The 24444-nt window shown below is 59.0% G+C and carries 27 protein-coding genes and 2 pseudogenes; 11 read left to right on the top strand and 18 right to left on the bottom strand.

Features of this window, described 5'->3' with window-relative positions; genetic code table 11:
• The first annotated feature begins 548 nt into the window (after positions 1-548).
• Positions 549-1226: an MBL fold metallo-hydrolase gene (locus RJT50_RS14940; RefSeq protein WP_313692359.1), complete on the top strand. Its 678-nt coding sequence runs from the start codon at positions 549-551 to the stop codon at positions 1224-1226.
• Positions 1227-1280: 54 nt separating this feature from the next.
• Here RJT50_RS14940 and RJT50_RS14935 read toward each other — a convergent pair whose 3' ends face one another.
• Genes RJT50_RS14935 through RJT50_RS14920 form a run of 4 tightly spaced genes read right to left on the bottom strand, consistent with a single transcriptional unit; the run spans position 1281 to position 4734 of the window.
• Complete coding sequence (locus RJT50_RS14935; protein WP_313692357.1) at positions 1281-2123, bottom strand: ABC transporter permease; 843 nt, start codon at positions 2121-2123, stop codon at positions 1281-1283.
• A complete protein-coding gene (locus RJT50_RS14930) occupies positions 2113-3072 on the bottom strand; it encodes an ABC transporter ATP-binding protein (RefSeq protein ID WP_313692356.1) in 960 nt (319 codons plus the stop codon). The genes RJT50_RS14935 and RJT50_RS14930 overlap by 11 nt, the downstream gene beginning before the upstream one ends.
• On the bottom strand, positions 2955-3788 hold the full coding sequence (locus RJT50_RS14925) for an ABC transporter permease (RefSeq protein ID WP_313692355.1): 834 nt from the start codon (positions 3786-3788) through the stop codon (positions 2955-2957). Before RJT50_RS14925 ends, RJT50_RS14930 begins: the two co-directional genes overlap by 118 nt.
• A 34-nt stretch (positions 3789-3822) precedes the next feature.
• Positions 3823-4734 (bottom strand): ABC transporter substrate-binding protein, encoded by a 912-nt coding sequence (locus tag RJT50_RS14920; RefSeq protein WP_313692354.1) that lies wholly within the window; start codon positions 4732-4734, stop codon positions 3823-3825.
• A 485-nt stretch (positions 4735-5219) separates the two neighbouring features.
• Between RJT50_RS14920 and RJT50_RS14915 the strand changes: the two genes are divergently transcribed.
• Positions 5220-5987, top strand: coding sequence for an HpcH/HpaI aldolase family protein (locus tag RJT50_RS14915; protein WP_313692353.1), 768 nt, complete (start codon positions 5220-5222; stop codon positions 5985-5987).
• A gap of 54 nt (positions 5988-6041) precedes the next feature.
• Positions 6042-7004 (top strand): hydroxyacid dehydrogenase, encoded by a 963-nt coding sequence (locus RJT50_RS14910; RefSeq protein ID WP_313692352.1) that lies wholly within the window; start codon positions 6042-6044, stop codon positions 7002-7004.
• 85 nt (positions 7005-7089) lie between these two features.
• Here the strand turns inward: RJT50_RS14910 and RJT50_RS14905 are convergent, their stop codons facing one another.
• The 9 genes and pseudogenes from RJT50_RS14905 to RJT50_RS14865 form a co-directional block, all read right to left on the bottom strand.
• Entirely contained in the window at positions 7090-7455 is a 366-nt protein-coding gene (locus RJT50_RS14905; protein ID WP_313692351.1) for a VOC family protein, read from the bottom strand.
• A 121-nt stretch (positions 7456-7576) separates the two neighbouring features.
• Complete coding sequence (locus RJT50_RS14900; RefSeq protein ID WP_313692349.1) at positions 7577-8344, bottom strand: IclR family transcriptional regulator; 768 nt, start codon at positions 8342-8344, stop codon at positions 7577-7579.
• A 1238-nt stretch (positions 8345-9582) separates the two neighbouring features.
• A pseudogene (locus RJT50_RS14895) lies at positions 9583-10283 on the bottom strand (VirB4 family type IV secretion system protein); the annotation flags it as partial.
• Positions 10284-10641: 358 nt separating this feature from the next.
• Entirely contained in the window at positions 10642-10941 is a 300-nt protein-coding gene (locus RJT50_RS14890) for a hypothetical protein (RefSeq protein WP_313692347.1), read from the bottom strand.
• A gap of 237 nt (positions 10942-11178) precedes the next feature.
• Positions 11179-11697, bottom strand: a complete 519-nt coding sequence (locus tag RJT50_RS14885; RefSeq protein ID WP_313692346.1) for a PIN domain-containing protein — start codon at positions 11695-11697, stop codon at positions 11179-11181.
• Positions 11698-12000 carry a hypothetical protein gene (locus RJT50_RS14880; protein ID WP_313696034.1) on the bottom strand — a complete coding sequence of 101 codons (303 nt, stop codon included), beginning with the start codon at positions 11998-12000 and terminating at the stop codon, positions 11698-11700. It abuts the gene before it with no gap.
• Positions 12001-12622: 622 nt separating this feature from the next.
• Positions 12623-13954 (bottom strand): hemolysin family protein, encoded by a 1332-nt coding sequence (locus RJT50_RS14875; RefSeq protein ID WP_313692345.1) that lies wholly within the window; start codon positions 13952-13954, stop codon positions 12623-12625.
• Between the two features lie 305 nt (positions 13955-14259).
• Positions 14260-14400 (bottom strand): hypothetical protein, encoded by a 141-nt coding sequence (locus RJT50_RS14870; RefSeq protein WP_313692344.1) that lies wholly within the window; start codon positions 14398-14400, stop codon positions 14260-14262.
• 226 nt (positions 14401-14626) lie between these two features.
• Positions 14627-14923, bottom strand: a complete 297-nt coding sequence (locus RJT50_RS14865) for a hypothetical protein (protein ID WP_313692343.1) — start codon at positions 14921-14923, stop codon at positions 14627-14629.
• A 231-nt stretch (positions 14924-15154) separates the two neighbouring features.
• Between RJT50_RS14865 and RJT50_RS14860 the strand changes: the two genes are divergently transcribed.
• The 5 genes from RJT50_RS14860 to RJT50_RS14840 all read left to right on the top strand — a co-directional run bounded on the left by RJT50_RS14860 (position 15155) and on the right by RJT50_RS14840 (position 18759).
• Positions 15155-15526 (top strand): nucleotidyltransferase domain-containing protein, encoded by a 372-nt coding sequence (locus tag RJT50_RS14860; protein WP_313692342.1) that lies wholly within the window; start codon positions 15155-15157, stop codon positions 15524-15526.
• Entirely contained in the window at positions 15516-16007 is a 492-nt protein-coding gene (locus tag RJT50_RS14855) for a DUF8154 family protein (protein ID WP_313692341.1), read from the top strand. Before RJT50_RS14860 ends, RJT50_RS14855 begins: the two co-directional genes overlap by 11 nt.
• Positions 16008-16546: 539 nt before the next feature.
• The gene (locus RJT50_RS14850) at positions 16547-16975 is read left to right on the top strand and encodes a DUF7539 family protein (RefSeq protein ID WP_313692340.1); all 429 of its coding nucleotides are present in this window, start codon (positions 16547-16549) and stop codon (positions 16973-16975) included.
• A gap of 252 nt (positions 16976-17227) precedes the next feature.
• Positions 17228-18265 carry an AI-2E family transporter gene (locus RJT50_RS14845; protein ID WP_313692339.1) on the top strand — a complete coding sequence of 346 codons (1038 nt, stop codon included), beginning with the start codon at positions 17228-17230 and terminating at the stop codon, positions 18263-18265.
• Positions 18266-18426: 161 nt separating this feature from the next.
• Complete coding sequence (locus tag RJT50_RS14840) at positions 18427-18759, top strand: DUF7344 domain-containing protein (RefSeq protein WP_313692338.1); 333 nt, start codon at positions 18427-18429, stop codon at positions 18757-18759.
• 68 nt (positions 18760-18827) lie between these two features.
• Here RJT50_RS14840 and RJT50_RS14835 read toward each other — a convergent pair whose 3' ends face one another.
• Both RJT50_RS14835 and RJT50_RS14830 read right to left on the bottom strand, forming a co-directional pair.
• On the bottom strand, positions 18828-19157 hold the full coding sequence (locus RJT50_RS14835; protein WP_313692337.1) for a HalOD1 output domain-containing protein: 330 nt from the start codon (positions 19155-19157) through the stop codon (positions 18828-18830).
• Between the two features lie 76 nt (positions 19158-19233).
• Complete coding sequence (locus RJT50_RS14830) at positions 19234-20034, bottom strand: TrmB family transcriptional regulator (RefSeq protein WP_313692335.1); 801 nt, start codon at positions 20032-20034, stop codon at positions 19234-19236.
• A 385-nt stretch (positions 20035-20419) separates the two neighbouring features.
• Between RJT50_RS14830 and RJT50_RS14825 the strand changes: the two genes are divergently transcribed.
• The gene (locus RJT50_RS14825; protein WP_313692334.1) at positions 20420-21223 is read left to right on the top strand and encodes a TrmB family transcriptional regulator; all 804 of its coding nucleotides are present in this window, start codon (positions 20420-20422) and stop codon (positions 21221-21223) included.
• A 30-nt stretch (positions 21224-21253) separates the two neighbouring features.
• Here the strand turns inward: RJT50_RS14825 and RJT50_RS14820 are convergent, their stop codons facing one another.
• Positions 21254-21526, bottom strand: coding sequence for a HalOD1 output domain-containing protein (locus tag RJT50_RS14820; RefSeq protein ID WP_313696032.1), 273 nt, complete (start codon positions 21524-21526; stop codon positions 21254-21256).
• A gap of 457 nt (positions 21527-21983) precedes the next feature.
• On the opposite strand from RJT50_RS14820, the gene RJT50_RS14815 reads away from it, so the two are divergent.
• On the top strand, positions 21984-22493 hold the full coding sequence (locus RJT50_RS14815; protein ID WP_313692333.1) for an amphi-Trp domain-containing protein: 510 nt from the start codon (positions 21984-21986) through the stop codon (positions 22491-22493).
• A 57-nt stretch (positions 22494-22550) separates the two neighbouring features.
• Here RJT50_RS14815 and RJT50_RS14810 read toward each other — a convergent pair whose 3' ends face one another.
• Together RJT50_RS14810 and RJT50_RS14805 are read right to left on the bottom strand one after the other, a co-directional pair.
• A complete protein-coding gene (locus tag RJT50_RS14810) occupies positions 22551-22916 on the bottom strand; it encodes a DUF202 domain-containing protein (RefSeq protein WP_313692332.1) in 366 nt (121 codons plus the stop codon).
• A 198-nt stretch (positions 22917-23114) separates the two neighbouring features.
• Positions 23115-23697, bottom strand: a pseudogene (locus RJT50_RS14805) (HpcH/HpaI aldolase family protein); the annotation flags it as partial.
• Positions 23698-23967: 270 nt separating this feature from the next.
• On the opposite strand from RJT50_RS14805, the gene RJT50_RS14800 reads away from it, so the two are divergent.
• Positions 23968-24300: a DUF5789 family protein gene (locus RJT50_RS14800; protein ID WP_313692330.1), complete on the top strand. Its 333-nt coding sequence runs from the start codon at positions 23968-23970 to the stop codon at positions 24298-24300.
• Positions 24301-24444 lie beyond the last annotated feature (144 nt).

The following is a 24444-nucleotide window of genomic DNA, read 5'->3' as shown; positions in this document are numbered from 1 at the left end:
CCACCATTCGGTTGTCCCACGCCGAATAGTCATGACTAAAAACAGCCCCCGACCGAACTGTCCGGACCGAACTTCGCGAGATATCCCGTCAACGACGCGGTCTTTCTCGTCGACGGCACGTCGTCGTTGCAGGCAGCCTGACACTGGTACGGGCTTCCGTTCCAGCACGAATTCCGCGGGAATCGGGACGGCGGAAACGTGTTCTCTGAAAACCAAAACGTCGAACAAGACGGTTCTCAAATATTTCCATCCATGCCGAAACCAGGTCGTCGAGAACTGGTCAGTAAGCGTTCGTCTTCGCGTGGAATCAGATTATTTGAACACTACTCGAAAGCGGACTCAGTTCGGCGTGCGAGCAACGTTAGAACGTCGTCAGTCGGGCGACCCGGGAGATCACTGCCGTCCTCGCCCGCAAGCAGTGGACATTCTGTTTTTGCGGGAGTGTTCGGCAGTCCGTCCGGACACACTGATTTTTTGGACACGATCACGGAACGGCCGAAGATTACTGATGACAGAACCGTTAAGGAGTTCGCTGTAGAGGTCTGGATATGGAGATACGCGACCACGTATACGTTTTCCCAGTCGAAACAACGTACTTCGGAAACGAACGGACGTTCTACATTACCGGCGTCGAGACGCGCCGTGGCCTCCTCCTGTTCGACGTCGGCGGCCCCAGCGACGAGGACATCCTCGCTGATGCACTTGCCGAGCACGGATTCTCATACGAGGACGTCCATACGATCGTCCTGACTCACCAGGACTACGACCACCTGGGATGTCTCGCCCCCGTCGCCGAACGAACGGAGGCAGAAATCGTCACACACGAGTATGCCGCCCCGTACGTTAGTGGTGAGGTGAAAATGTTGAAGCGCCCTGAGGAGCCGTATCCGGGAGTCTCCGTCGACCTCGAACTCACGGATGGCGCTCGGTTCCGGACCCACGCAGGCCCGCTTCGGGCCATCTTCACGCCGGGCCACGCACCGGGGCATCTCGTCTTCTACTTCGAGGAGGAGAACGTTCTCATCGCGGGGGACTTGCTGTACAACGAGGGTGGATTCGGGGGGCCGAACCTCGAAATGACGCCGAACCTCGAGACGGCACACGAATCCATCGGACGGCTAACGGACCTGGCGATCGATACGGTCCTCTGTCATCACGGCGGGCCCGCGGACGTGACCAACGCGGACATCCTTCGGGTGTACCACGAGTTCGGAAGCGACATCTGAACGGGTCCACAGGGAAAGGTCGAACCGCAACCTGCCTTCGATGGAACGGTAGCGCTAGTCCCGCCAGCGGAACAGATACGTTTCGAGCGGCTTCAACACGCCGTATTCGATCGTGAGGACGATCACGATGAACGGGATCAGGTAGGCGAAGACCATGATGATCTCCCCCTGCTGGAAGTAGTACCGGAACATCGCCCCGATCCCGGAGGAAAGCCCAAACACCTCGGCGAGCACGACGACTTTCCATACCATCCCGAGGACGTATCGGTAACTTCCGAAGAAATACGGGAGGAGGTGCGGCAGGTAAATGTGCCGCCAGACACTCGCCGAACTCGCATCGAAAGTATCAGCCATCGTCAGCAGTTTCGTGTCGACGTCCTTTGCACCCTCCCACATGTTCACCGTGCCGAACGGCGTTGACGCGACGATGACCGCGAAGTAGACTGCCGTTTCGCTGAAACTGAACCAGACCATCGCGAGCAGGATGATGACAACCGTCGGCGTCGTCATCCAGAACGGCAACCAGCTGCCCACGGAGTCCTCGAAGAGTTCGTTGGTCGACATCAGGATACCGCCGGCCATCGCAAGGACGATCGCAACGGTGCTCGACAGGAGTGCCCGTTGGAGCGTCAGCTGGAGGTGATGGACGACGGTCAGCCCGCGAAAGTCTGTCGTGGTAAAGACCTCGTACGTCTGGGCGAACGTCGCGGCCGGAGTGGGAAGCTGGGTCGGGTCTCTGAGCAGGACCGCCCCGACGTGCCACATGATGACCAGTACGAACAACGGGACGAGGATCTGCTTGCCGCGGGCGAGAGCCTTCCCGTGGATGTTTTCGGGAAGCGACCGGCCGAGCGCGCTCCCCCGGGCCGTTGCCCCTGGTTCGGTCTCAGACGACATCGGGGCCCCCCGAACTGGCGGCCTGTGAGGTCCGTTCGGCGTCTTCGTCGTCCCGCGTCATCGCCTCGTTGGCGTCGATCTCCTCCATCCGAGCGAAGAACGTGTCCATGAGGTCGGACTCGATCTGGAGCAGCTCGGAGTCGTTCGGCTTCCGTGGACGGGGCTGGTCGATGCTGACCTCGTTGAACAGGAGTCCCATCGTGTCCAGGAACTTGATCTCATCGGAGAGGTAGACGGCTTCGCTGATGTCGTGGGTCACGAAGACGATGGTCTTTCCTGTCTCCTGCCAGAGTTCGATGAGGTCGTCGCGAAGATTTCGTGCGGTGAGTTCGTCGAGATCGCTAAACGGTTCGTCCATCAGGAGGATATCCGGATCGACGGCTAGCGCGCGGGCGATGCCGACGCGCTGTCGCATCCCACCCGAGAGACGGAGTGGGTATGACTGCTTTTCGTCCGCGAGTCCGACGGTCGTGAGGACGTCGTGAATCCGATCCTCGTGTTCTTTCTCGGGAACCCCCTGGGCGTTGAGTGCGAATTTGATGTTGTCCTCGACGGTGCGCCAGTTCAGGAGACGGGGCTCCTGAAAGACGTACCCGACCGGGAGATCCCCCGGATCAACGACACTCCCCTCCCACTCGATCTTCCCGTCATCGTACGTATGGAGCCCAGCGAGGATGTTCAGTAGCGTCGACTTGCCACATCCGGACGGGCCCATGATGCTCGTGAAGGAACCTACTTCGACGGGGAAGCTGATGTCGTCGAGGACGACAAGTCGGTCCCCGCTGGGCTCTTCAAACGTTTTCGTGAGATTGCGTATCTTGAGTTCCATAGTTATCGCCTCTGTCCGGCGCTTTCCTCGAGTTCGGGACGCCATTCGAACGACCGCTCTTCCAGGCGTTTGAACATCCGCTCGACGAGGAACATCCCGATCATGACCGGGAGTGCCCACGCGATGACCATATCGGCCCGGAGCGTCTGGAAGTAGTAGTCGACGACGTATCCCACTCCGGAGGTCGCGCCGAACACCTCCGCGATCAGCGAGATCTTCCACGAGAGCGCGAACGCGAGCCGTGCCGATGAGAACGTGAACGGCTGCAGGTGCGGTATGTGGATGTGCCGCCACTTGCTGATGCGGGACGCTTCAAAGGTCTCCGCCATCTCGACGATCTCGTGGTCTACGGCTTCCGCCCCTTTCCAGATGTTCACTGCCACGTACGGGGCCACCGCGAGCGTGATCACGAATATCGACACGACGTAGTCGGTGATTCCGAACCAGAGAACACCAAGGAACGCCCACACGACCGCGGGGAACGTCATTACCGCCATCACGGGGGCGGTGACGTACTCCTCGAACACGGGATAAATCCCCATGCTCGTCCCTAGAACGACTCCGATGATCATAGAGAGACTGAACCCGACCGCGATCCGGATAACTGAGGGACGCAGATTCTCGATGAACCCGAACTGGGTCTCCTCCGTCAGGACCATCCATATGTTATCCGCGAGCAGTGCTAACCCGGGGAACACGGATGGGTCGAACGATTGGGAGACGAGCTGCCACCCCCCAAGAAACAGCGCGATCGCGATCAAACTCGGCTGGTACAGCCGCGAGTCACGAAGTCTCTCGGTCACCGTCGACCGCGTTGAGCGAGCGTTTGTTGTCATCTGGTTGCGTTAGCTCCTGCTTCCCGACGGCGGTTCATGAGGTTTCCTGAATCTGTTCGTGTGTCCGGAACTGGTCCGTTCCCGGAGCGGCCTCCAGCCCCCCGTGCTGTGCGACGAGTTCGAAGAGGTTCGCGTTCATTTCGATCCAGTCCTCGTTCCACTCGGTCGGGAACAGCTGCCCGTTCTCGACCAGGCTGCGAACCTGTTCGACTTCCCCGTCCGAGGAGAGGTCGATTCCCCCGACTGCCCCATACTGGTTCATCGCCTGGTCGAACTCGTCTCGGAACAGTTCCACCGCTTCGACCCAGCCGTTCCAGAAGTCCATCACGACGCCCGGGTTCGTCTCGAGGAACTCGTCGTACACCCCGAACATCGTGACCGAGGGCGGGTATCCGTGGTCCTCCTTCCACGCGGGAACCGGATTGTAGATGGAGCGTAGGTCGTCGTTCGCGAGTGCCTTGATCGTGTCTCCAGTGAAGAGGATCCCGGCGTCGATCTCCTCGTCGTTTTCGAGGAAGTTGTACAGCGTCGACGTCGGCGAATCGACGATCTCGGCCGGCGCTTCGAGCAGGTCGAAATCGTACAGTTCCGCCCACTGCGCGATGTAGTATCGGGTCGTTGACGAGCCCCGACCGGGAACGCCGACTGTCATTCCTTCGAGGTCACCGGGCTCCTGGATGTCGGAATCGGCCTGAACGAAGCACTGGTTGATGAAGTTCATCGTCTGGCCGAAACACTTGACGGACGTATCGCCCGCCAGGTTCCCCGCCATCGGAAGCGATGACAGCGGGGAGAGCCCGGTCGCGAGCCCCTCCGAGAAGGTTCGTGAGAACTTCCCGAACCCTGCGACCTCGATCGAGAGGTCGATCCCGCGATCTTCCCAGAGGTTCTGTTCCCGTCCGTAGAAGAACACCGGGACGAACATCGACCCCTCTAGGTTCAACATGTGGATCTCGGTGAGGTCACTGGAACCGCCTCCGTCCGTACTACCTGAGCCACCCATACAGCCAGCGATCCCGCTTGCTGCGAGCGTCGCACCGCCGGCAAGGACCGACCGACGACTGGGCGAATCGTGCACCTGCCCCTGTGAACCGTCATTCTCTGCCATGGTATTGCGATTCAGCCTCTATGATGAGTCACTATAACTGTACTGGTTGATGTACTCAAATACATTCGATGGATTTAGCCCGAGCTCCGTTCAACCTCGAGTCCACCGTGTCTCAGTGGGGGGTTCCCTCGAAGCGCTCCTCCCGAGCGGACGACGTGCTTCCATTGGTCCAACGCCCTCTCCACTCCCGATACACGCCGTCGTGTGGACCAGGGACGTTCGTGGGACCTCAGCCGGGCATTCCCATCGAACGAGAGCCTATCCGGTGGTTGCTGGCTCTTCCCAAATACCTATACTAATCCGATAACGAGGAGGCTACGTAAATGGATCAGACGAACTCATTCCGGACCAAGCTAGAAGAGGGTACCGTCGTTCTGGGCGCGAGCGCGGACACGTTCGCTCCGAGCCTGGTCGAACTCTACGGCGAACTCGGGCTCGACTTCGTGTGGCTCGATTACGAGCATCACGGCGCTACCCCATGGGACAGCCACGCTCTCGAGAACCTGTCACGTGCCGCCGAACTCGTCGACACGGAGTTGTTAGTCCGTATTCCGGAACCGAATCCGGCACTCGTGCGCAAAGTACTGGACACCGGCGTCCGGAACGTTCTCGTCCCGCGGATCGACACCGCCGCTGAAGTTCGTCGGTGTGTGGAGGCTGCGCGGTATACGTACGAGGACGGGCCGGGCGAGCGAGGTAACTCCACTGCTCGCACGAACACGTGGCGTAACACCGACCGATACCTGCAAACCGAAGACGAGCAGGTGTGTGTCGGCGTCATGATCGAGAAGGCGAGTGCAATCGATACCCTCGACGAGATCCTATCGGTGCCCGAACTCGGGTTCACCTTCGTCGGCCCGTCGGATCTGTCCGTGCAGATGGGTTTCGAGAAGGACGACCCCGAGTTCCAGCGGCGGATCGCGGAGGTACGGTCCCGAAGCCTCGACGCCGGCGTCCCCGTCGGATGTATCGAAGGCGACCCCGACGCTGCTGCTCGCGCGATTGAGGATGGGTATCAGATCGTCCGCATCGCGAGCGAATTCGGGGCCGTTCAGCGGGCGGTTCGAGATCGGCTGAGGCGGATCCAGTAGAGGAGAAACGAACGAAGGGGAATATATACTATCCTTGGCCTGTGAGAACCGAGCATGAGTTCGTGGCACGCGATCGCCGATCAGGACGTTCAGCCCAACGAAATCCTGCGGGACGCAGTCACACCGGAGATCGATCTCGAGATTGGAATCGACGCGAGCGAAGGGGCGCTGATCGACGCACTAGACGGTCTGGACGTCCTGTTCACCACTTCCCGGCTGTCGGTCACGGAATCGGTCCTCGCAGAGACCGATCTCGGTGTCGTCGCAAAACTGGGTACGGGCATCGACAACGTCGACCTTGAGGCGGCCAGTGAACGGGGAGTCGTCGTTACGCATACGCCCGGAATGAACGCACTTTCGGTCGCTGAACACACCGTTGCCCTCCTCCTCGCCGTCGCGCGAAAGGTCGGACCGACACAGGCGCTTCTTCGGGATGGGAACTGGCGGGATACGGCTCCACTGGGAACGATGGTATCCGGAAAGACGGTTGGCATCTACGGTTACGGGAACATCGGACGCCGAGTCGGAAAGCTCCTCTCGGGGTTCGGTGTCCACACGATCGCGTATGATCCGTACGTGCAGGAAATCGAGTCGGAGCTCACCGATACGGAACTCGTCACGTTCGAGCGCCTCCTCTCCGAGAGCGAGTTCATCTCTGTAAACGCGGAACTCACCGACGAGACGCGTGGGACGTTCGATGAAGGTGCGTTCGATGCGATGCAGGACGACGCAATCCTCGTCAACACCGCACGGGGACCCATCGTCGATACGGACGCGTTGATCGAGGCGATCTGCAATGGACGGCTTGCTGGAGCCGGTCTCGACGTCTTCGAGACGGAACCGCTGCCGTCTCACTCCCGCCTCCACGAACTGGATACCGTCATCACCACGCCACACGTCGCAGCCATGACCGAGGACTACCGGAAGCGAGGGATCAACATGCTCGCAGGTAACACGCTCGCACTCCTTCGTGGTGAATCGATCAACGACGAGTACCTCGCAGTCGATCCGGAGTAAGCGACGATAGGCCCGTGGGAGGGGCGGTTACTCTTCCACCACGAGACTCGTTCCTGTCGGTTCGACTCCGCTCTCGTCGATGCTGTTACTCTTCGGAGGAGACGACCTGGAACCGACGGCCGTCGGGATCCCTGAAATTCACGATCGTACGCCCGGTGGCCTCGACGTAGTACGGATCGCTGACCTGGTCGACATCGTCCTCCCGGAGTTCTTCCGCGAGGGATTCGACCTGGTCCGATTCGAACGCGATGTGGTTGATTCCCGGTACCTCCTCACCCTCAACCGTGTGGATTTCGAAGAGCGGTTGGTCCGAGTTCGGGGGTTTGAGTTCGTATGACTTCCCGTGGTGCTCGGTTTCACGGTGAATCTCGAATCCGAGTGTTTGTAAGAATTCTGCCATTTCGTCCGCGTCGCTAGCTTCTATCTCGATATGGTCGATCGTTCCTTCCATCCCATCTCAGCCGTTTTCCGCAGGGTGCAATATACTTTTCGCATATGACAACCGTTGAGCCAGCCGCTCGTTCAACAGCACTCTCCACAGGGCTCCGGTGACACGGTGAACGGCATCCCGACTAGGAATGTGCAATGTTCAGTTCGAGTTCGTTCACGAAGCTCAACAGCGTGTCGGTGATTTCCTCGTTGATCGGATCCTCCTTCATTCGGTGATACGGTCCCGTAACGGAGCAGGCACCCATGACCTCCCCGTTGGGGACGAGTGGAACAGCCATAGCGACTAACCCTTCCACGCTCTCGCCCAGATTGTAGGCGTACCCCCTCTCACGAACTGTATCGAGCTCCTCGATGAACCGCTCCTTCTCGGTGATCGTGTTCTCCGTGATGGGTGGAAGCCCCACGTCGTCGATAATGTCCTCCACCTCTCCTCTGGGAAGCTGTGAGAGGATTGATTTTCCTGCCGCGGTTTCGTGTGGATACAGCCGCTTCCCGATTCGTGTTCTCGTGGATACCCCACGACTTCCGGTCTCCCGGTACAGTGTGGTCGTCTTCGTATCATCCAACACGGTGTAGATGCTGGTCTCGTCGGTTTCCTCCGCCAGCTCTTTCATTTTCTCTTTGATCGTCTGGGAGCGAGGATGGGAGTATCGGAGCTCTCCGCCGATGTCGAGGAACCTTAGTCCGAGTCGATACTGGTTCCCTTCACGGATGACGAAGCCGCTCTTCTGGAGCGTCTTCAGGTGTTTGAACACGCCACCTTTTGAGGATTCGATGTGCGTTGCGACGTCCGTGACGGTGGGCTGATCAAGTTCGCGAAGCGCTTCGATGATCTCGTGTGAGGTCTCGACGGCCTGTATCGTCGGAGTGCCCGTCTCGGTCGGTGGCATGGGAAGTGGATCAACCGGGAGACTCATAATAGTTTCTTCTGGAAAACGATTCTCGCCTCTTTGTTCATATTAGAACTGGTCGCGGCGTCTCAGTTAATCGGTGCCGATCGAACTTGGACTACAACTAGGATATCTGAGAAGAATGTTTCCCGAGAGAAACTCTTTCGAACCCGGTGTTCGGCGATATACTGTGCCAACATCCATTGCAATTACGATCATAGTGACGTAATGGAAGCGTGGCCGATGTCGTGGCTGGCTCACCCTCCACTCCCCCGAGATCATGTAGATTATTCGTATATCATGACGAGAATACTCAAGATAACCCGAATAGTGGGTTTATCTCCAAATAGTTCCGGGATATTTCGGGTGGATATAAATTCCGTGCTCTCCCGTCCGGCGGCGTTCAGCAACTGTGTTTCGCTATGGAAACCTCCCCAGCAGTAGGTCGAGCGGTTCGGCCCCGAACGGATTCCGATTCCTCGTGCGGTTCCCGTCCCGTGAGACTGTGGCCACGACCGATGAGACGCCGCTGACGGCCCCGGAACGTCGTCGGGTGGCGTTCACTGACGAGTCATTCACCCGGATCGCTCATAACAGTATTTAGAATTATACAACAAAGAAGGTAACTATAATATTACATAGATGTTGAAAGTACAGTCTACGGATCGGTCGAGGAAGGTGGAGCCGATGAGTCAGCAATCATCGATTGAGAAAGTGCGAACACGTGGGGTGTCGACTGGTGATCCCGACCTGCCGGCGGCTACTCCAGAGGAGCGCGGTGGAGATATCTGGAACCAAGCCATCGGCGGCGTTAACTAACCGATCCGGCCAATTCGAATTTCGGGAAAGTGCACCCCTGGCGAGAGGTGAACGCCACGGACGCCCGTAGCGTAAAACAGCGAAAATGTGCAGATCGCTTCGCCTGGTCCGCGATCTTCGTGTGAGGCCAAACCCAATCGGTGCAGCACCAGGCAACGCGGCTCGATACGCATACTGGGCGCGATGACCGAGGATGGCGACTGCGCGCTCCCCCGAGGTTCGAAACGTTCCTCATGACTGGCTTCGCAAAACATATTTTATATGTCATACACTGAAATCAGGTATTATTTGCTCGCGCCGTTGCTCGAGACCGTACCGCATGTGCGAGGGTCGGTGGGCACCCGATACTATACCGCCCGGAACATGGAGTTCGGAACGAAGATCTCGAGCAGTTCAGCGTACACTGCTCGGGGTCTCCTTCAATTCGAATCGACATCGACACCACCACTCGTCGGATCGAAGTCGATCACCTCAGCCTCTCGGGGCAGGGCTCGGAGCTCCATCCCGCGCCACTCTCCGTCCACGCCGAGCAGCGCCTCCGAGTAGCCCGTCTGGTCATTGCCGGGGACGGCGTCCTGCACGAAGCGCATCTGTGCGTAGTTCAGCCCGAACTCGTTGGCCCACTCTTCGTCCATCCCATCTAATCGATGGAACTGCTTGATCGCACACTGGTCGAGGATCGCCTCCGATTCAGGTGCTGGAAGAACTCGTCGACGGTCTGGGTGACGAGTCGAATCGAGAGGTCGTGGTGCCGGTGGTGGCGAAACACTGTCTCGAGGAACGAGAGACTGGCAGTATCCTGCATCACGTAGCGCGCTTCGTCGATTACGAAGGCGGCCTCCTGCGGTGTCTCTTTTACTCGTTCGTACACCAACGAGATGAGCAACTGCATCAGCAGGCTTGTGCTCCCGCCGACGTTCCCCTCCTGTTGGCCGAGATCGAGACAGATGAGGCTCTCGTCCCGAATGTCGAACTCGGTCGGTCGGCCGAGGTTTGCGAACCGGCCGCCCTCCGCGAACGGCCGCAGTTGGTCGATGAGCCACGTCGCGTCGGCACGGAGTTTGCTCGCTTCCTCCGTCGTTCGGACGACGTACGATTCGGGATCGTCGACGAGCGTCTCCATGGCGATGGCGGACGCGAGGTGGCTCGCCCGTTGCGTGAGTCGTCACTCCCGCCGGTGCGAGCACCCCGCGCGTTCCTCCCCCCATCAGTCCTTCCCAGTTCCCGCTGGCACAATATAATTTATAATGAAGTATAGAGAATACAATATGGGAAACAGATATATTTAATAAGAAATTATTTATGCTTGGACTCTATTGACATGGAGACGTATTCCAGGCGGTGGTGCCGTCGTCCGGCGCATCCATCGGTCGTGACCACTGGAAGAGCGGACGCCGTCAGGAGGGATGGTCACCACGGCATCCGACAGAGTTCGAGACGGCGTATCAAAGCAGCATAGCACACCGGCGGCCGTTGAGTCACGAAACTGCAGGAGACGCCTGCCTGAGACGGTCAGCGACCAGTCCCGCGCGGCCAGCGAGAATGAACACCCCGGCAAGCAGGACCCACTCACCGTCGAGGTACTGAAGGACGCCAACCGCGATGAAGCCCACGTACGCGAGCGACTTGTACAAGGGCTGGTCTCGAACTCCCGTCACCGTGCTTGCAAACAACAGTGGGACGACCAGGAGTCGGAGAAGGACCGCATACACGGTGAACTCAGTGTAGATGAACTCGAAGTAGGTGGCTGCGCCGACAACCACCAGCAACACGAGCACCACTCTTGGGCGAATTCGATCTCGGATGGAGGGACCGGAACGCATGGGTTGTGGGGTTCGATGCTTCGGTGGCTGCATCCTTCCGCTCGCTGTGTCTCACCAGTCGTTGCACGACAGGGTGAGATCTCGATGGATGGGGACGAGCGAGCGAGTCAACGTTCGGAACCGTCCGTGGGGACGGCCCCCTGGAAGTGACGATGCAGGTCACGGCTGGGTGTCTAGGCGGTTCGCTCGACGTCAGTGGTCGGTCTCTTCGAGCACCGAGCGGGCCCGTTGCACGTAGCTGTTCGCGTCCCAGCTGCGGGCGTCGCTGATCTCGTCGAGGAGAGTGCGAGCATCGGCGACCGTCAGCTGCTCGGTTCGAACGAGAATCGACAGCAGTGTCGGCGTCGTGACGAGCCTGGTATCAGCAAGTGACGCGTGGATCAAGCCAAGCTGGGTGAACTCGTCACAGCACAGCAGGGCAGCTTCGAGTTCGTTCGCGAGGGTGACCGCGGCGTTCTCGCCGTCATCAAGCGGAAACTCGGCGTCGAGGTCGACCGTCCGAGTGGTGAGTGCATCAGTTCTGTCGAGGACGGTTGTTGCGGCACGACCGTGGTGATCCTCGTAGGAAGCGATCTCCCGGAGTTCCTCGATGACCACCGTTGGGACGACGACCTCGTACCGGGCCAGACACATCGAGAGCGGATCGGGGTCGCTGTCAGCGGCGACCCCGATCCTGACGAGGGTGGAGGCGTCTGCGACGAGCCGGGACATCTATGCGTCGGCAACCTCGTCGATGAAGTCATCGTCCAGCTGCTGTTTCAACACACGGAGGTTTGCCGCCTCTTCGGCGCCGACGAGCGCGTTGAGCTGGTCGACGGAGATCTCATCGTCGTAGAATGCGGCCGCGATCTCCTGTGTGAGCGCGTCGTCATGGGCCGCCTCCTGGAGGTACTCTCGGAGTGCGGTCACGAGGATGTCGGTTCGGTCTTCCCCGAGGACGTCCGCGAGGGCATCGGTCCGATCGATGAGCCGGTGCGGTGCTCGGAACTGGACACGCTTCTTCTCGCTACTCATCATGTGTACGCTGTGAGCCAGCACACTTAGCCCTTGCCGTGTGTACACTGTGAGCTTCCCTGTGCTCGTATCGACGGAGACGCTCCTGCCACCGGTCGGACACAGGGTGCTCGTCGGGAGGAGTGCCCAGTAGACGGTTGGGTCGTCGACGAACCACGGAGCAGGAAAGCCGAGGACCTGGGCGAGCAGGAGTGGCCCGCGTCCGGCGAGGAAACCCTCGACGAGCAGATCGGTCGCTCCGACGAGCGTCAGCTGGAGCATGCCGTTGGGTCCGCTGTCGGTCAGCGTGTCTCCGATCGAGTCACGTGTCTCGAACCTGGGGAGCCACTCTGCGAGGTGTACGCTGGGGGCGACTGGGACAGCGTCCGGAGGGAATGCCCGGGAAGCGGAGGTTGAACGAGGAACTCGTCGTGGATGCCGGAGGAGCTTCTGTGACCCGACGTATCCGGTCAGGAGGGCCACGTATAGTGTGACGCCTGGCAAGCGGGTACCCGCGGCGATCCAATTCATCACCGTGGTGCGTATCGTGGTTGCTGAATACACCCTCTAAGTCTTGCACGCCGATTTCAACAGATTTGTGATCTGCTACACTGGAAAGTATAAGGATCAACGCAAATCCCGATCAGTCCACTGCTGGATCGTCGATATCTCTTTCGTGGACCCATACCGTCGAAATTCGAGTCCCCTCAACGCTCGTTACCTCAACGACGTGATCGTCGATCTCGACGCGGTCGCCAGGTTCTGGCGCGCGGTTGAGTCGTCCCAGCACCAGCCCACCGATCGTTTCGACCGCTTCGCTATCGAAGTCGCCATCGAGGGCATCGGAAACTTTCGATAATGGGACTCCGCCGTCAACGTCGTACCCCTCATCGTCACGCTGGCGTATCGAATGTTCGCGCTCATCGAGATCGAACCCGTCCCGAAGGTCTCCGACGAGGGCCTCGACGATGTCTTCGACCGTCGCAATCCCCTCGAACGCTCCCCACTCGTCGATGACTGCGGCCATCTGCTGGCGATCCTCTCTGAACTGTATCAGGAGATCGCTGATTGCCATCGTTTCCGGGACGATGAGAATATCGCGGGCGATGTCATCGACTACCTCGGCATCCCCATCGTCTACCTCTGCTCGCAATACGTCCTTGACATCGACGAATCCAACCACCTGGTCACCGTCGTCGGCGTCAAGAACCGGATAGCGCGTGTGACCGGCCTCTAAGACGGTCGAATGTAGTTCGGATAGCGTGGCATCCGCCGGAACACTCACCACGTCTGGTCGTGGGACCATGACCTCCCGCACCATGGTGTCGTCGAGATCGAAGACCCGCTCGATCATCGTCACTTCCGTCACGTCGATGTCCCCGCCCTCGCCGGATCGTGTTAGTACCCGAAGGAGCTCCCGCTCGCCGAGTGTCTCATCCGTTTCGGACGCGGGCGGCACACCGAGCGACCGCGTGAACGCATTGGCTGCCCCGTTGAAGACGACAATTCCCGGATAGAGTATGTAATAGAAGAACTTCATCGGCGGGGCGAGGAACAGCGAGAGTCGCTCGGTCTGGGCGATTGCGAGCGTCTTCGGCGCGAGTTCACCGAAGACGACGTGGAGAAACGTGATGATACTAAAGCCGATTGCGAACGCGACGAGATGGATGAGATTTGCGGGGAGAACCGGTTCCAGTACGGGTTCGATGAGCGCCGCCACGGCGGGTTCGCCGACCCATCCCAACCCGAGCGAGGCGATGGTGATGCCGAGTTGCGTCGTGGCGAGGTAGTTGTCGAGGTTCGTCATCACTTCTTGGAGCGTTCCCGAGCCGGGCCGCCCCTCCTCGACGAGTTGCTCAACCGACGTTCCCCGAATCCGAACGAAGGCGAACTCTGCTGCGACAAAAAAGCCGTTGAGCACCACGAGAAACAGCGCTAAGACGATTTGTGCCGCTGAGAGCACGACGTTTACCATCGGTACCCCTGGAACGTACTGCCGTTCGGTTGTAGCGTGTCCATATTCATGCATCTCGTTCCATCAACTAAAACCATCTAATGAATTCGCGGGTGACTGACTGCTGTCAGTAGTGAACTGGTTCCGTGGATCTAGAGGCCATCAACTGTCCTCCTCGTTCTGCCGACTGCCTGCGAACATGGGCTCCAACATTTAGTAGACGCATCAGCATCGGGTCCTGCTGAAGAGACGCTCTGTATGCAGCGCCTCTTCTGTTTCAGATTTTGAGAGTTTCACAGAGCCACGAGAACCGAATTCCAACGGAGTCAGCTATCGGCTTCGTCTAGCGCCTTACGGAGCGCTTCTTCGCGCTGCTGCATCTTCTCGTCATCGGACCGGACATCGTAGTGCTCGTCGATAACCACCGGTGAGACGTTACGGCGGTCGCTGACGGTCTGGACGGGCACACCGGTCTGGAGCAGGTAGGTGTGTATTCACCGGCGGATCGCTGGACGGGCAGCCCGGCGCGTTGTCGAGCGTCTGCACGGCCTCACAGTCGCCGATGTCCCGGCCGTGGGGGCACGTGTCCGAGGTCGTGCAGGCGGGACCAGTCGTAGATGTACGACCGGAGTGTCGACTATCCGATCCGCCCATGCTGGGTCGCCAGTAGCGGCTTTCGGTCGTAGTCGTCCGTCATGTCCGGTCGGCGGTTTCGAGATAGTCGTCGACCACGTCCGTCGCCTCCGGGGAGATGGCCACCTTGCGCTCACCGCTCTGGCCGTTCTTGATCGGGGTGTCTGTATCCGGACGGTGACGGATGCGGAGGTGTGGCGTGTCGGCGTCGGGCTGGTAGTCCTCGACGTCCAGCGCCCTGGCTGCGCCCATGCGCATCCCGGTCTCGGCGAGGATGAGCCAGCAGACGTGCTGGGCGGTAGCGTACTCGTAGGGCCTGATCGGCGTGTAACACTGTCTCCTTGGCGTTGCCCCCATCGGGGATGGCCGGGGAGTCGACCTTGCGGAATAGACCAGGCTGGACAGCGTCGATGGTTTCGCACCACTGGATGAACACGCGGAGCGTGTCCATCTGCGTTTTCTCGCTGACGACGTTGAGGTCCTGGCGGCGCCAGACTCGGAACTCGTGGAGGTCGCGGGCGGTCAGCTCGTTCAGGTTGTCGATACCCTGGTCGTCGCACCATCGAATGAGGAGCCGAGCCGGGAGCGGTGGGATCCGACGGTCGACTGCTGGAACGCCCGGGCCTTGTCCTCCAGGTAGAGGTCGAGGACCTGGTCGGAATCGTGTTGTTCGGCAGTGTAGCCCGGGGGGAGGCGGACCGGGCGAGCGACATCGACCTGCTGGTAATCGTTCGAGGTGAGAAAACGCCCGCCCGGCGTGCGGTGCAGTCGATCGTTCGCGACCTCGAAGAGAGACCGTTCGAGGGGAACCGGTACACGTTCGAGTGCCTAGTCGAGTCGGTCGAGAGCGCGCAGCGGATCGGCGAACGGTTGCAGGAACAGTTTGATAAGGGACTCACGCTGGTCGGGTCCGACGAGCTTGCCGACCTTCGTCGGGAGGTGTACGCCGATGGAGAATGAGGACGTTCGAGAGGTGTTACGAGAAGCAGAACATTCCTTTGAGCGCATGCCGGAGACGATCGAGGAGGGACTCGATGTCGACGACGCGGAGCTGGTGCAGCTTCGTCGCGCGTGCCGACTCCTTGCAGCCGGGTCGTTACTCTTAGATCGCGGGTACTACACGGTCGGCATCGAGTCGGCGTTCGTCGCCATCGAGCGGACCATCCAGTTCCGGCTGCTCCACGACGGGGCGATGGGTCCCAGCGAAGTCATCAGCAGCCACCGAGTGCTCTACCAGCGCGGGGCTGAGGTCGGACTGGACGACGGGACGTTCGGCGACGAACTCGCGGAGCTCTGGACGCAGAACCGGACGAAAACGTACTACCGGCTGGGGATCGCGACTAAGGGCCAGGCAGAGGCGATGCTGGAGCTCGCGACTGTGTTGCACCAGCATCCCGTGGACGGAAGTCGTGTGAGCTACGAGTGTCTGTGTGAGGTGTAACGCGGTGTTACGTGGCGAATTGGATCCGAGGCAGCAATGGTTGCGTGTTTGTCTCTTATGGTCGGCCGATCCAGCCGTTACAGCTCGTTACCGTACACTCTCGACGATTGACTCTCAGGCCGTTTACCCGGTGACCTGTTCGAGTATGTGGTGGTCGATTCTCCAGGCTCCACCTGCACTTGGGACAGTCAGAGCCGCCCCGAATGTTGTGAGCGGCGAGGATCCGTTCAGTGCAAGTGGAGAACTTCCCCCCCTGCGAGATCGCAGTACTCGAAGATGATGCTTCCCGAGTGATGCTGAATACGGGGCGCGTGTGCAGCATCAATTTCAGGTGATTTGTCATAGCATCTCTTGAGCGCAGGTAGCGCCGATCATCGGTTCACCACACTTCGGACGGACGTCCGTCTCATCTCTTGCCATACAGTACAGATGACAGCAGCCACAGGCTCATAGCCGAACACCCAGTCGTCGACGTACTTGACGGGTTCGGCACCGTATGAGAGTACAACGTTCATTGACCTGGCCACCCTCATAGAAGCATGGTCGAGTTTCCAGACGAACGACAGCTCGTACTCCGGGCGCGCTCCCAGTTGGCCCAGTGGACGAATAGTGCCCGGAGAGCGGCGTACGCTGAACTATTCGAAGGTGACGATCCAATCCTCTCCCCCGAAGAGGTACAACTGCTTGATGCACTCGACTCGGAACTGGAGCGACAGGGCGGCGATGGTGTCTGGGGGACCGATCAGTACGGAATCCACACGGCGGGGACCTCAAGCTCGGCCACTTCTCTCGGCGTCGTCTGTGTCTACCATCCACAGATTACCAGGGACTCCGTCCTCCGTGGCGGCGACGACCTCGACGACGAGACCGAAGAGCGACTCAACGCAGCACTCTGGAAATACAGCGAGCGCGTCGCAACACTCATCGAAGCAAAACTCGACGAGTTCGTCCGTCAAACCCGACAGTAAGTCCGATCGGATCCACTTACTGGTGTTCACACGTATCCATCACAACTCCTCGAGAGAATCCCACCGTCGTCAGCGCCCGGAACCGCGTATGCCCGTGCAATCATGCAGCTCCATGAAGAGACAGTCAACTATCTTGAGAACACACAATTACCTTGGTTACAACCGGCATTAGGAGGGAGATAGCCAAATAGAGCGGGCACGTATAACGATCGTACGAAAAGCAGCATTGTGAAAAGGGTATCTCACGAAGCAATGACTGAAAAAGGGACGCAGCGACCGTGGTCTCCGGATCGTATTGGGATATCGATGTTGGCGATTGTCAGTGGAACTCTCGCTGGTCTCATCGTTCTCACACAGCTTCAATACGTTCTCCTCGCTATCGTACTGGCGTACGTCATTGCACCCGTACAACAGCGTCTGGAGCGACATCTGAGTTCAACGATGGCTGCCATTACGCTCATCGTGATCTCGGTCTTCGTGATTTTCATTCCGGTCGCCTACATCCTCACGATCGCAATTCAGCAAGGACTGGGGTTCCTGACGGTCATCCAAGACGGGGAACTCAGTCTAGACAACATTGAGAACCGGATCGAAACCATCGGGTACGTGATCGATTTAGACCTCGTGTATGCTACATATCGAGAGCCAATCACGGCGGGATTGCAACGTCTCGCTACCGGCGCGCTAACCGTCATCAGTGGCCTCCCCGGTCTGTTCATCGGACTCACCGTGACGATGTTTGTGCTCTTTACCCTGTTGCGAGACGGCGAACAGTTCCTTGGCTGGCTGCGAGCAGTCCTTCCCGTCTCGGAGCACGTCCAGCAGGAACTGTTCAGAGAACTCGACACCCTCATGTGGGCGTCCGTTATTGGGAACGTCGCCGTCGCGGGAATCCAGGCGATACTCCTCGGCATCGGCTTGGCGCTCCTTGGAATGCCGGGGGTCGTATTCTTGACCGTATCGACGTTCATCCTCACGTTACTCCCCCTCGTCGGAGCGTTCGGCGTCTGGATACCGGTCTCACTCTACCTGTTCGCTGTCGGTCGTCCCACCGCGGCGGTACTCCTGTTCGTTTTCGGATCCGTGGTTAGTGTCTCGGATTTCTACCTTCGTCCGGCCATCATCAACCGGAGCGGAGCGCTCAACGTCGCGATCATCGTCGTCGGAATCTTCGGCGGCATCGTCCTGTTCGGGGCGATGGGCCTGTTCGTCGGGCCTGTCGTGCTCGGTGGAGCGAAGGTCGTCCTCGACCTGTTCGCCCGGGAGCAAACGGAATCGTCCGGCTTCTAACCGTTTTCCAGAACGAGCGCGGAGCCATTGTGGAGCGCAGTAACGCGAACTGCTTGATACTCCATGCAACGTCTCCAACGATTTTGACTCACTTTATCACAATTCCAGTGTGTGTGAAGATGTCGCCGCTTGAAGAATATAGGGGTGCGTTACTAGATACTATGACCGAACAGGATCTCGACGCGCTTCTCCTGCTCGTGGCTGATCGACGCCGACGGCAGACACTCCACCATTTACGGCACGAAGCTAACGGCGAAACGACGGTGGACGGCCTCGTCGATCGATTGCACAACGGTGAACTGGGTGCCGACGGCCAAACTACCGACCGGGACCAGATTGCCGTCCGACTGCGACACGCCGACCTGCCGAAGTTAGCCGACCACGGTATCGTTGAATTCGATCCCGAAAACAGCACCATCCGATATCGGTCTGACGACCAGTTCGAGACGATACTGGATTCACTACCCGACGAACTGCCCCTCGCCAGCCTCTGAACGTTCAGACCAAACCGTCGAAGTATCGTCCGGAAGCGGCGAACTGGATCGTTGGGGACCAAGTTCCGTTACTCCGACTCCGCGCGTGCCTCATGTGGTCGAACGTCGACCCGACCGTCACGTTCAACCGTCACCTGGTAGCCATCGAGCGCGAACGTAACAGTCGCGTCGCCATCTTTTGAATCGGTCCCAATCGAACGAATGAGCGTATCGAGGGCATCCGGATCGACCGTTTCGTACAGCGGTTCGAGTACGGTAGGCTCACACGCTGCAGCGATGGCAACCGTCTCGACAACCGCCGTGCTCGGGGTCACTACTGACCAATCAAATTCGGCCTGAATCGCTCCGCATGAATCTGAGGCAGGCACGTCACCGTCTGAGTCCTCTGACTCAGTCATACAAGATACCACCGTGCTCGTCCTGAATGTTTTGGATCATGAGGTTCTCTGAACGCGTTTCGGGTGATTTGGCACTTCAGGTATCCGATTCAGCCGTCTCGAGTCGCCACGTGAAGATCGCATTCAGAACCACGACCAGACTATTCGCCTCGCCCTCACCCCAGATGGCGGTCTCCGACCGGGGATCAGTCGGGCTCGCGTCCTCGCCGTTGACCATGGCACTCACGAGTGTTTTCCGCCCGTCCACCATCATGAGCCGGCCGGCCGAGGTATCCGACCAGATCCACAACGACTCGAACATCGTCACGCCGGGGATGGCATCCTGAATTCGATCCTGCACCTCCGGTGAAACGCCCGCGAGCTTGATCGAAACCCCCCGATCCGCCGCCTCGCCTAATCCCTCGATCAGATCCTCGATGAGGAGGTCCTCGACGGTCATGTAGATGATTTCCTCCTCCGCGCTGGCGAAGAACTCGCGTACACGCTCCGTGACCGCGGACTGTCCGTCGACGGTCCAGACACCGCGCTGTTCCGCTCGCCGCTCGACGGGTTCGAGTTCACTGAGGGCGGTTCGCAATAACTCCGTTCGAGATTGTAGATCGTGTTCGAACGTGCGACTGGCGGTTTCGGCCGAGATGGCCCAGAACTGCTTGGGTGACGACTGCAGAACATCCACGAGCCCCCGGTCGTGTAACTCGTCGATGGCGTCGTACACCCTCGTGCGGGGTACCTCCGACACCTGGCTCACGTCCCTTGCCGTTCCCGTGCCGAGGCTGGCGAGCGCCACGAACGTCCGGGCCGCATAGGTGCTCAACCCGAAGTGTTCGAGCTGCTCGACGGCGGTGGACTCCGGGTCTCCGGTGGGATCACTACTCATCAGGTTCCTGAACTATCTCGCCGTCTCGAACCTGCCACGCGAGGTTGCAGGTCGGCACGCAGAAGTAAGGTGGTTGGGACACAGTACTCACCTGCGTGCGTGTGGAGAGATAGAGTCCAGGAGAGTTATACCTTTTGTGATTAAACGGGTGAATACTATTCCACCCCTGATTCATGGGGCTGTATTGCCTGAATAGCCTATCGAATCCGTAGTCACTTTGAAAGTCACAACACATTTGGCTTCCTTTTCGGATCGGCGAAATCAACTAGTTGGGCCAGCTTCACGCCTTTCATCGTCGCGCGGCGTTATGGGTTCAGTGACAATACCTATCTGTTCCGGTGACCAACCTCAACCAAGTCCCGGGCTAACCGGGGAGTTGGGACACATGGATGCGAATCAGAATTTGGAGGAAGCCGTTGAAGTCCTCCAGCAACTCGGTTTGAAGGAGTACGAGGCGCGATGTTTCGTTGGGTTGTCGCGCCTACGCTCAGGGACGGCAAAGCAACTGAGCGAGACAACTGAAGTGCCCCGGACGCGAGTCTACAGTGCGATCCGGATGCTGGAGGCACAGGGCCTCGTCGAGATTCAGCATTCGAGCCCGCAACAGTTCCGCGCGGTTCCCCTTGAGGAGGCGACCGAAACGCTCCGGGATCAATACGAGGCTCGCGTCGAGCGACTCCACGACGCGCTCGAGACGGTCGAAGTCGTCGATGCGGATGACGAATCCCCCGTCCAACAGGTGTGGGCGATGACCGGCCGTGACGCGATCGAGAATCGGACGAACGACCTCGTCGGGGAGGCGACCGACGAGATCGTGCTCGTGGTGGGCAACGAGTCACTGTTGACCGAGGACCTCATCGATACCCTCAACGGGGTCGGGAACGGGGTCGATCTGCTCATCGGCGCGTTGACCGAGACCCTTCAGGACCGGATTCAAACGACCGTACCGGACGCCACGACGTTCATCTCGGGGCTGGAGTGGTTACACGGGGAGAACGCCGCGAGGAACGATACGGCGATCGGCCGGTTGCTGCTGGTCGATCGATCGGCACTCCTTGTTAGTTCCATCATGCCCGGGACGAAGGAGGAACAGGCGATCTTCGGTGAGGGATTGGGGAACGGTCTCGTCGTGATCGCGCGCCGCCTCATGGCACAGGGACTGCTGACCGTTCGCGACCCCAAGCAGTGACCTGCCTGGCCGCGACTATCGGTCCACTCGTCAACACATTGCGTTCCCGTCCGATCCTCCATCAGTAGGGACTCGACGAACGCTTTCGAGCGGTTCAATGGAGAGATATTCGCCGTTGTCGATGGAGACGCGACAGCCGCTATAGACGAACGAGAGACAGCCACCCGTCCGTGGTTGACCGTTCGACCGGGACTCGAATAGCGCATCAAGCGCGTTCGGGTTGAGGACGAACGCCAGCGGTCGAAGGGAACAGGGTTCCCGTCCTTCCACGGCGCTCACCGCGCGCACGACAGCCGTACTCACTGATTCAGTCGGATCAATTTCGTACTCCACAACCCCAGTAGGGCTGGCCGACTAAAACGTCGTGCGCTTTTCACCCGGATAATCAAAATTGGTCACCGAGACATGGCAATAACGGGGATCATCGTTTCGGGTAACGCCGTCCCGACGGCGACAAGATGCTTCCCGTCGTGCTCTCGCTCACGCCAGGGTGGTGATCGAACCACGCAACCGAGTTTGTGACGATCTCAGCGCCACCGAGGAGCAATCACAGGTTCACCAGCGGAATCGAGAAGAGCTCTACCGACTGAACCATGGAATAGGCCTCCGAAGTTGATCTCTAAATAGTTGGTATCAGCGAGTCAGCTGGCGTCTCACACTCCGAATCGACCGTCGGTTCAGAATCGTCGTGCGGATCCATCCTATCGAACGAGAGACGACTTTGCGATGGTTTACCATTGTTGTTCCCATACTCTTGAGTATGGGCGAAGCAAACGACTATGAGTCCGAACTGACGGCCAATCGTGAAGAGATCGCAGCCGTATTGAGTAGCGTAGTAGATGGGATACTCGCTGGCTCAATTCGGGTGGGTGAAGGCAAGGACGCTGTCACTGTTGTGACTCCTGAGGAAATCGCTCTTGAGATCGAACTGGAGGCTGAAGATGACGAGTTGAGTCTGGAGCTCGAACTAACATGGCCCTCTCCAAAAGGCAAGGAATCCGGGACCACTCCCATCGAAGATGTCCCTGAAGAGGAAGACGACAAACTATCAGTACCCGTCGGTGCCGCCGACGCTTCACAGGCACTGGCCCGATTTGAAGTCTTCCGTGACCAGGGCGAGGAATGGCGATGGCGACTCCGTCACCACAATGGGAACATCATCGCAACCAGTGGCGAGGGGTACACACGCAAACATAACGCATGGAACGGACTCCAGAGTGTGCTGAAGAATGCACCAGAAGCGGAGGTAACGGAGGATGCTCCGAACTGATAGAGAACGGCAGCTATGCTGAGATCAGACGTTGCACTGGTCTGAACGTTCTCACAGTTACTTGTACCGCAGTAGAATTGAGGGTGGTGACGCTCGGTTCCGTGTTCTCGAATCGAGTCGCTCGTCAAGGTAAAGAGCCGTACTACCCGTTCCAGTGGAACGGACGGTCGAGACCTCCCCGCAGATGGCTAACCCGTTGGTTACTACGCACATGCGAGATCCCACTCGCAAAAATAATACGACACCAATGAGGATAAATCCGCCCCCGACAAAGGAGACTGTGGCTCCAAACAACCCGAGTAGTACTGCTCCAAAGAGAAAGGACGCGAAGCCAGTTCTGATATGGGCGAGGATGGTACGTTCGCGTGCTAACGGGGTTCTCTCCCGAGCGAGTTCAATTTGGATATCAGTTTTGTCGGTCATGAGAGCTGATCGTTCGCTGTACGTTTCCGTGAATGCATCACTGAGTGCTACGTACGCACCGTCTATCCGTCATAGTCAGATCAATCTATCCTCTTCTAATTTCGATAGCGGCGCGCCGAACACTGCGTGGCAAATCGGGCGATCTCTCCACGTCTCTCAGTGATTCGACACAGGTGAGTTGCCATTCGAACGGTGTACCTACTCGTTCGGTGATCGTTCCCCCTCGTAGGCGTCGAACCAACCAGCGACGGATTGCTTGAGCGCGCCGGTCGTACTCCCGAGGTTCAGCAGCTGATACCCGTTCGTCACCTTTTTCGTTGACATCGTCCATCCCGAAGCCGAGGCCGCCAACAGGAACGCCCGCATCGACGGCGGTCGAACGAACCGTCTCGACGGCTTCCCGCACGTCCGGATGGTCGACTTCGCCGGGACAGCCGAGCGAGACGGAGCGGTCGAGCGGGGCGATGAAGACGAATCCCAGTTCCGGGACGTTCAGGATCGCGTCGAGCTTCTCAACGGACGCCTCGGTTTCAATGGTCACGCCGACGATCGTCTCCCGGTCCTCGGAGGCAACGTAGTCATCGGCGAGCCCCCAGCGCCGGGCTCGGGGCGACCCGAGACCCCGATCGCCCGGCCTTCTTTCGTAGCTGAATCGAGCGGATTTGACCGCCTCACGGACCTCTGTCGCCGTCTCCACGCGGGGCAGAAAGACGTTCCTGACCCCGAGGTCGAGCGCTTTCCGGACCAACGTCGGGTCCGTGTCGGGGAGTCGGACGAGCAGTATCTCCTGGCGCGGACGGAAAAACATCTACTGCACAGGGTACTCTACTCACCACTCACGGCCAGCGTGGCAGTGAGGGACATCGAACGACCCTGACGGGTACGATCGGACAGGAGAACTGCTCTCACCGACTGATGAATCGTCGTTCGTCTCGAACGGTGGAGGATATTGCGTAGGTCCGACGAAGCGGCCACTCCTCCCCATGTCCCCGAGGAGTTCACACCGACGAGCGCCCACACAGTTATCCGAATCGGGCACCTATTTCGAAGGATGTCAGACGACAACCGGGGCCGAGACGAGAGTCCGGACGACGAACGGCGACAACAGTCAGAGCGGAAGCAAGAGGACGTCCGCGACCGCGCCCATGAAGACCGGGCGATGAGCGGTGACCCTAGTGAACGGCTTGGTGATCTCGATGGGGCACTCGAAGCCCAGGACTATCCAACTACGACGGATGACCTGGTCGAGGCCTATGGCGATTACGAGATCGAAACGCAGGGCGGGACAGAATCGCTCGAAGAAGTCCTTGCCCCAACCGATAATCAATCGTACGATTCCGCTGACGACGTGAGAAGCCGGATACTGGGACTGATACATCGATAACCGCCGTCGTCTCGGTATCCACTAGTGCCCGTCCCCTCTCTGTTTACCGCACTCGGGTCGCATGAATCCCGGGAGTTGATCTGGTGTGGCGAGTTCTGAGAAGCTCAAACTCGTATCGACACTAACGCCCGGAGGCAGATACGT

It is taken from the genome of Halobaculum sp. XH14, assembly GCF_032116555.1.
In the GTDB taxonomy this organism is placed as follows: Archaea; Halobacteriota; Halobacteria; order Halobacteriales; family Haloferacaceae; genus Halorarum; species Halorarum halobium.
This window is presented reverse-complemented; position numbering and strand designations above follow the sequence as displayed.

What these genes read in the sequence shown, in the direction of transcription:
- RJT50_RS14940 (WP_313692359.1), top strand. Translation starts at nt 549, where the DNA reads ATGGAGATACGCGACCACGTATACGTTTTCCCAGTCGAAACAACGTAC.
- RJT50_RS14935 (WP_313692357.1), bottom strand. Translation starts at nt 2,123, where the DNA reads ATGTCGTCTGAGACCGAACCAGGGGCAACGGCCCGGGGGAGCGCGCTC.
- RJT50_RS14925 (WP_313692355.1), bottom strand. Translation starts at nt 3,788, where the DNA reads ATGACAACAAACGCTCGCTCAACGCGGTCGACGGTGACCGAGAGACTT.
- RJT50_RS14920 (WP_313692354.1), bottom strand. Translation starts at nt 4,734, where the DNA reads ATGTTGAACCTAGAGGGGTCGATGTTCGTCCCGGTGTTCTTCTACGGA.
- RJT50_RS14915 (WP_313692353.1), top strand. Translation starts at nt 5,220, where the DNA reads ATGGATCAGACGAACTCATTCCGGACCAAGCTAGAAGAGGGTACCGTC.
- RJT50_RS14910 (WP_313692352.1), top strand. Translation starts at nt 6,042, where the DNA reads ATGAGTTCGTGGCACGCGATCGCCGATCAGGACGTTCAGCCCAACGAA.
- RJT50_RS14905 (WP_313692351.1), bottom strand. Translation starts at nt 7,455, where the DNA reads ATGGAAGGAACGATCGACCATATCGAGATAGAAGCTAGCGACGCGGAC.
- RJT50_RS14900 (WP_313692349.1), bottom strand. Translation starts at nt 8,344, where the DNA reads ATGCCACCGACCGAGACGGGCACTCCGACGATACAGGCCGTCGAGACC.
- RJT50_RS14885 (WP_313692346.1), bottom strand. Translation starts at nt 11,697, where the DNA reads ATGTCCCGGCTCGTCGCAGACGCCTCCACCCTCGTCAGGATCGGGGTC.
- RJT50_RS14880 (WP_313696034.1), bottom strand. Translation starts at nt 12,000, where the DNA reads ATGAGTAGCGAGAAGAAGCGTGTCCAGTTCCGAGCACCGCACCGGCTC.
- RJT50_RS14875 (WP_313692345.1), bottom strand. Translation starts at nt 13,954, where the DNA reads ATGGTAAACGTCGTGCTCTCAGCGGCACAAATCGTCTTAGCGCTGTTT.
- RJT50_RS14865 (WP_313692343.1), bottom strand. Translation starts at nt 14,923, where the DNA reads ATGGGGGCAACGCCAAGGAGACAGTGTTACACGCCGATCAGGCCCTAC.
- RJT50_RS14855 (WP_313692341.1), top strand. Translation starts at nt 15,516, where the DNA reads ATGGAGAATGAGGACGTTCGAGAGGTGTTACGAGAAGCAGAACATTCC.
- RJT50_RS14850 (WP_313692340.1), top strand. Translation starts at nt 16,547, where the DNA reads ATGGTCGAGTTTCCAGACGAACGACAGCTCGTACTCCGGGCGCGCTCC.
- RJT50_RS14845 (WP_313692339.1), top strand. Translation starts at nt 17,228, where the DNA reads ATGACTGAAAAAGGGACGCAGCGACCGTGGTCTCCGGATCGTATTGGG.
- RJT50_RS14840 (WP_313692338.1), top strand. Translation starts at nt 18,427, where the DNA reads ATGACCGAACAGGATCTCGACGCGCTTCTCCTGCTCGTGGCTGATCGA.
- RJT50_RS14835 (WP_313692337.1), bottom strand. Translation starts at nt 19,157, where the DNA reads ATGACTGAGTCAGAGGACTCAGACGGTGACGTGCCTGCCTCAGATTCA.
- RJT50_RS14830 (WP_313692335.1), bottom strand. Translation starts at nt 20,034, where the DNA reads ATGAGTAGTGATCCCACCGGAGACCCGGAGTCCACCGCCGTCGAGCAG.
- RJT50_RS14825 (WP_313692334.1), top strand. Translation starts at nt 20,420, where the DNA reads ATGGATGCGAATCAGAATTTGGAGGAAGCCGTTGAAGTCCTCCAGCAA.
- RJT50_RS14815 (WP_313692333.1), top strand. Translation starts at nt 21,984, where the DNA reads ATGGGCGAAGCAAACGACTATGAGTCCGAACTGACGGCCAATCGTGAA.
- RJT50_RS14810 (WP_313692332.1), bottom strand. Translation starts at nt 22,916, where the DNA reads ATGACCGACAAAACTGATATCCAAATTGAACTCGCTCGGGAGAGAACC.
- RJT50_RS14800 (WP_313692330.1), top strand. Translation starts at nt 23,968, where the DNA reads ATGTCAGACGACAACCGGGGCCGAGACGAGAGTCCGGACGACGAACGG.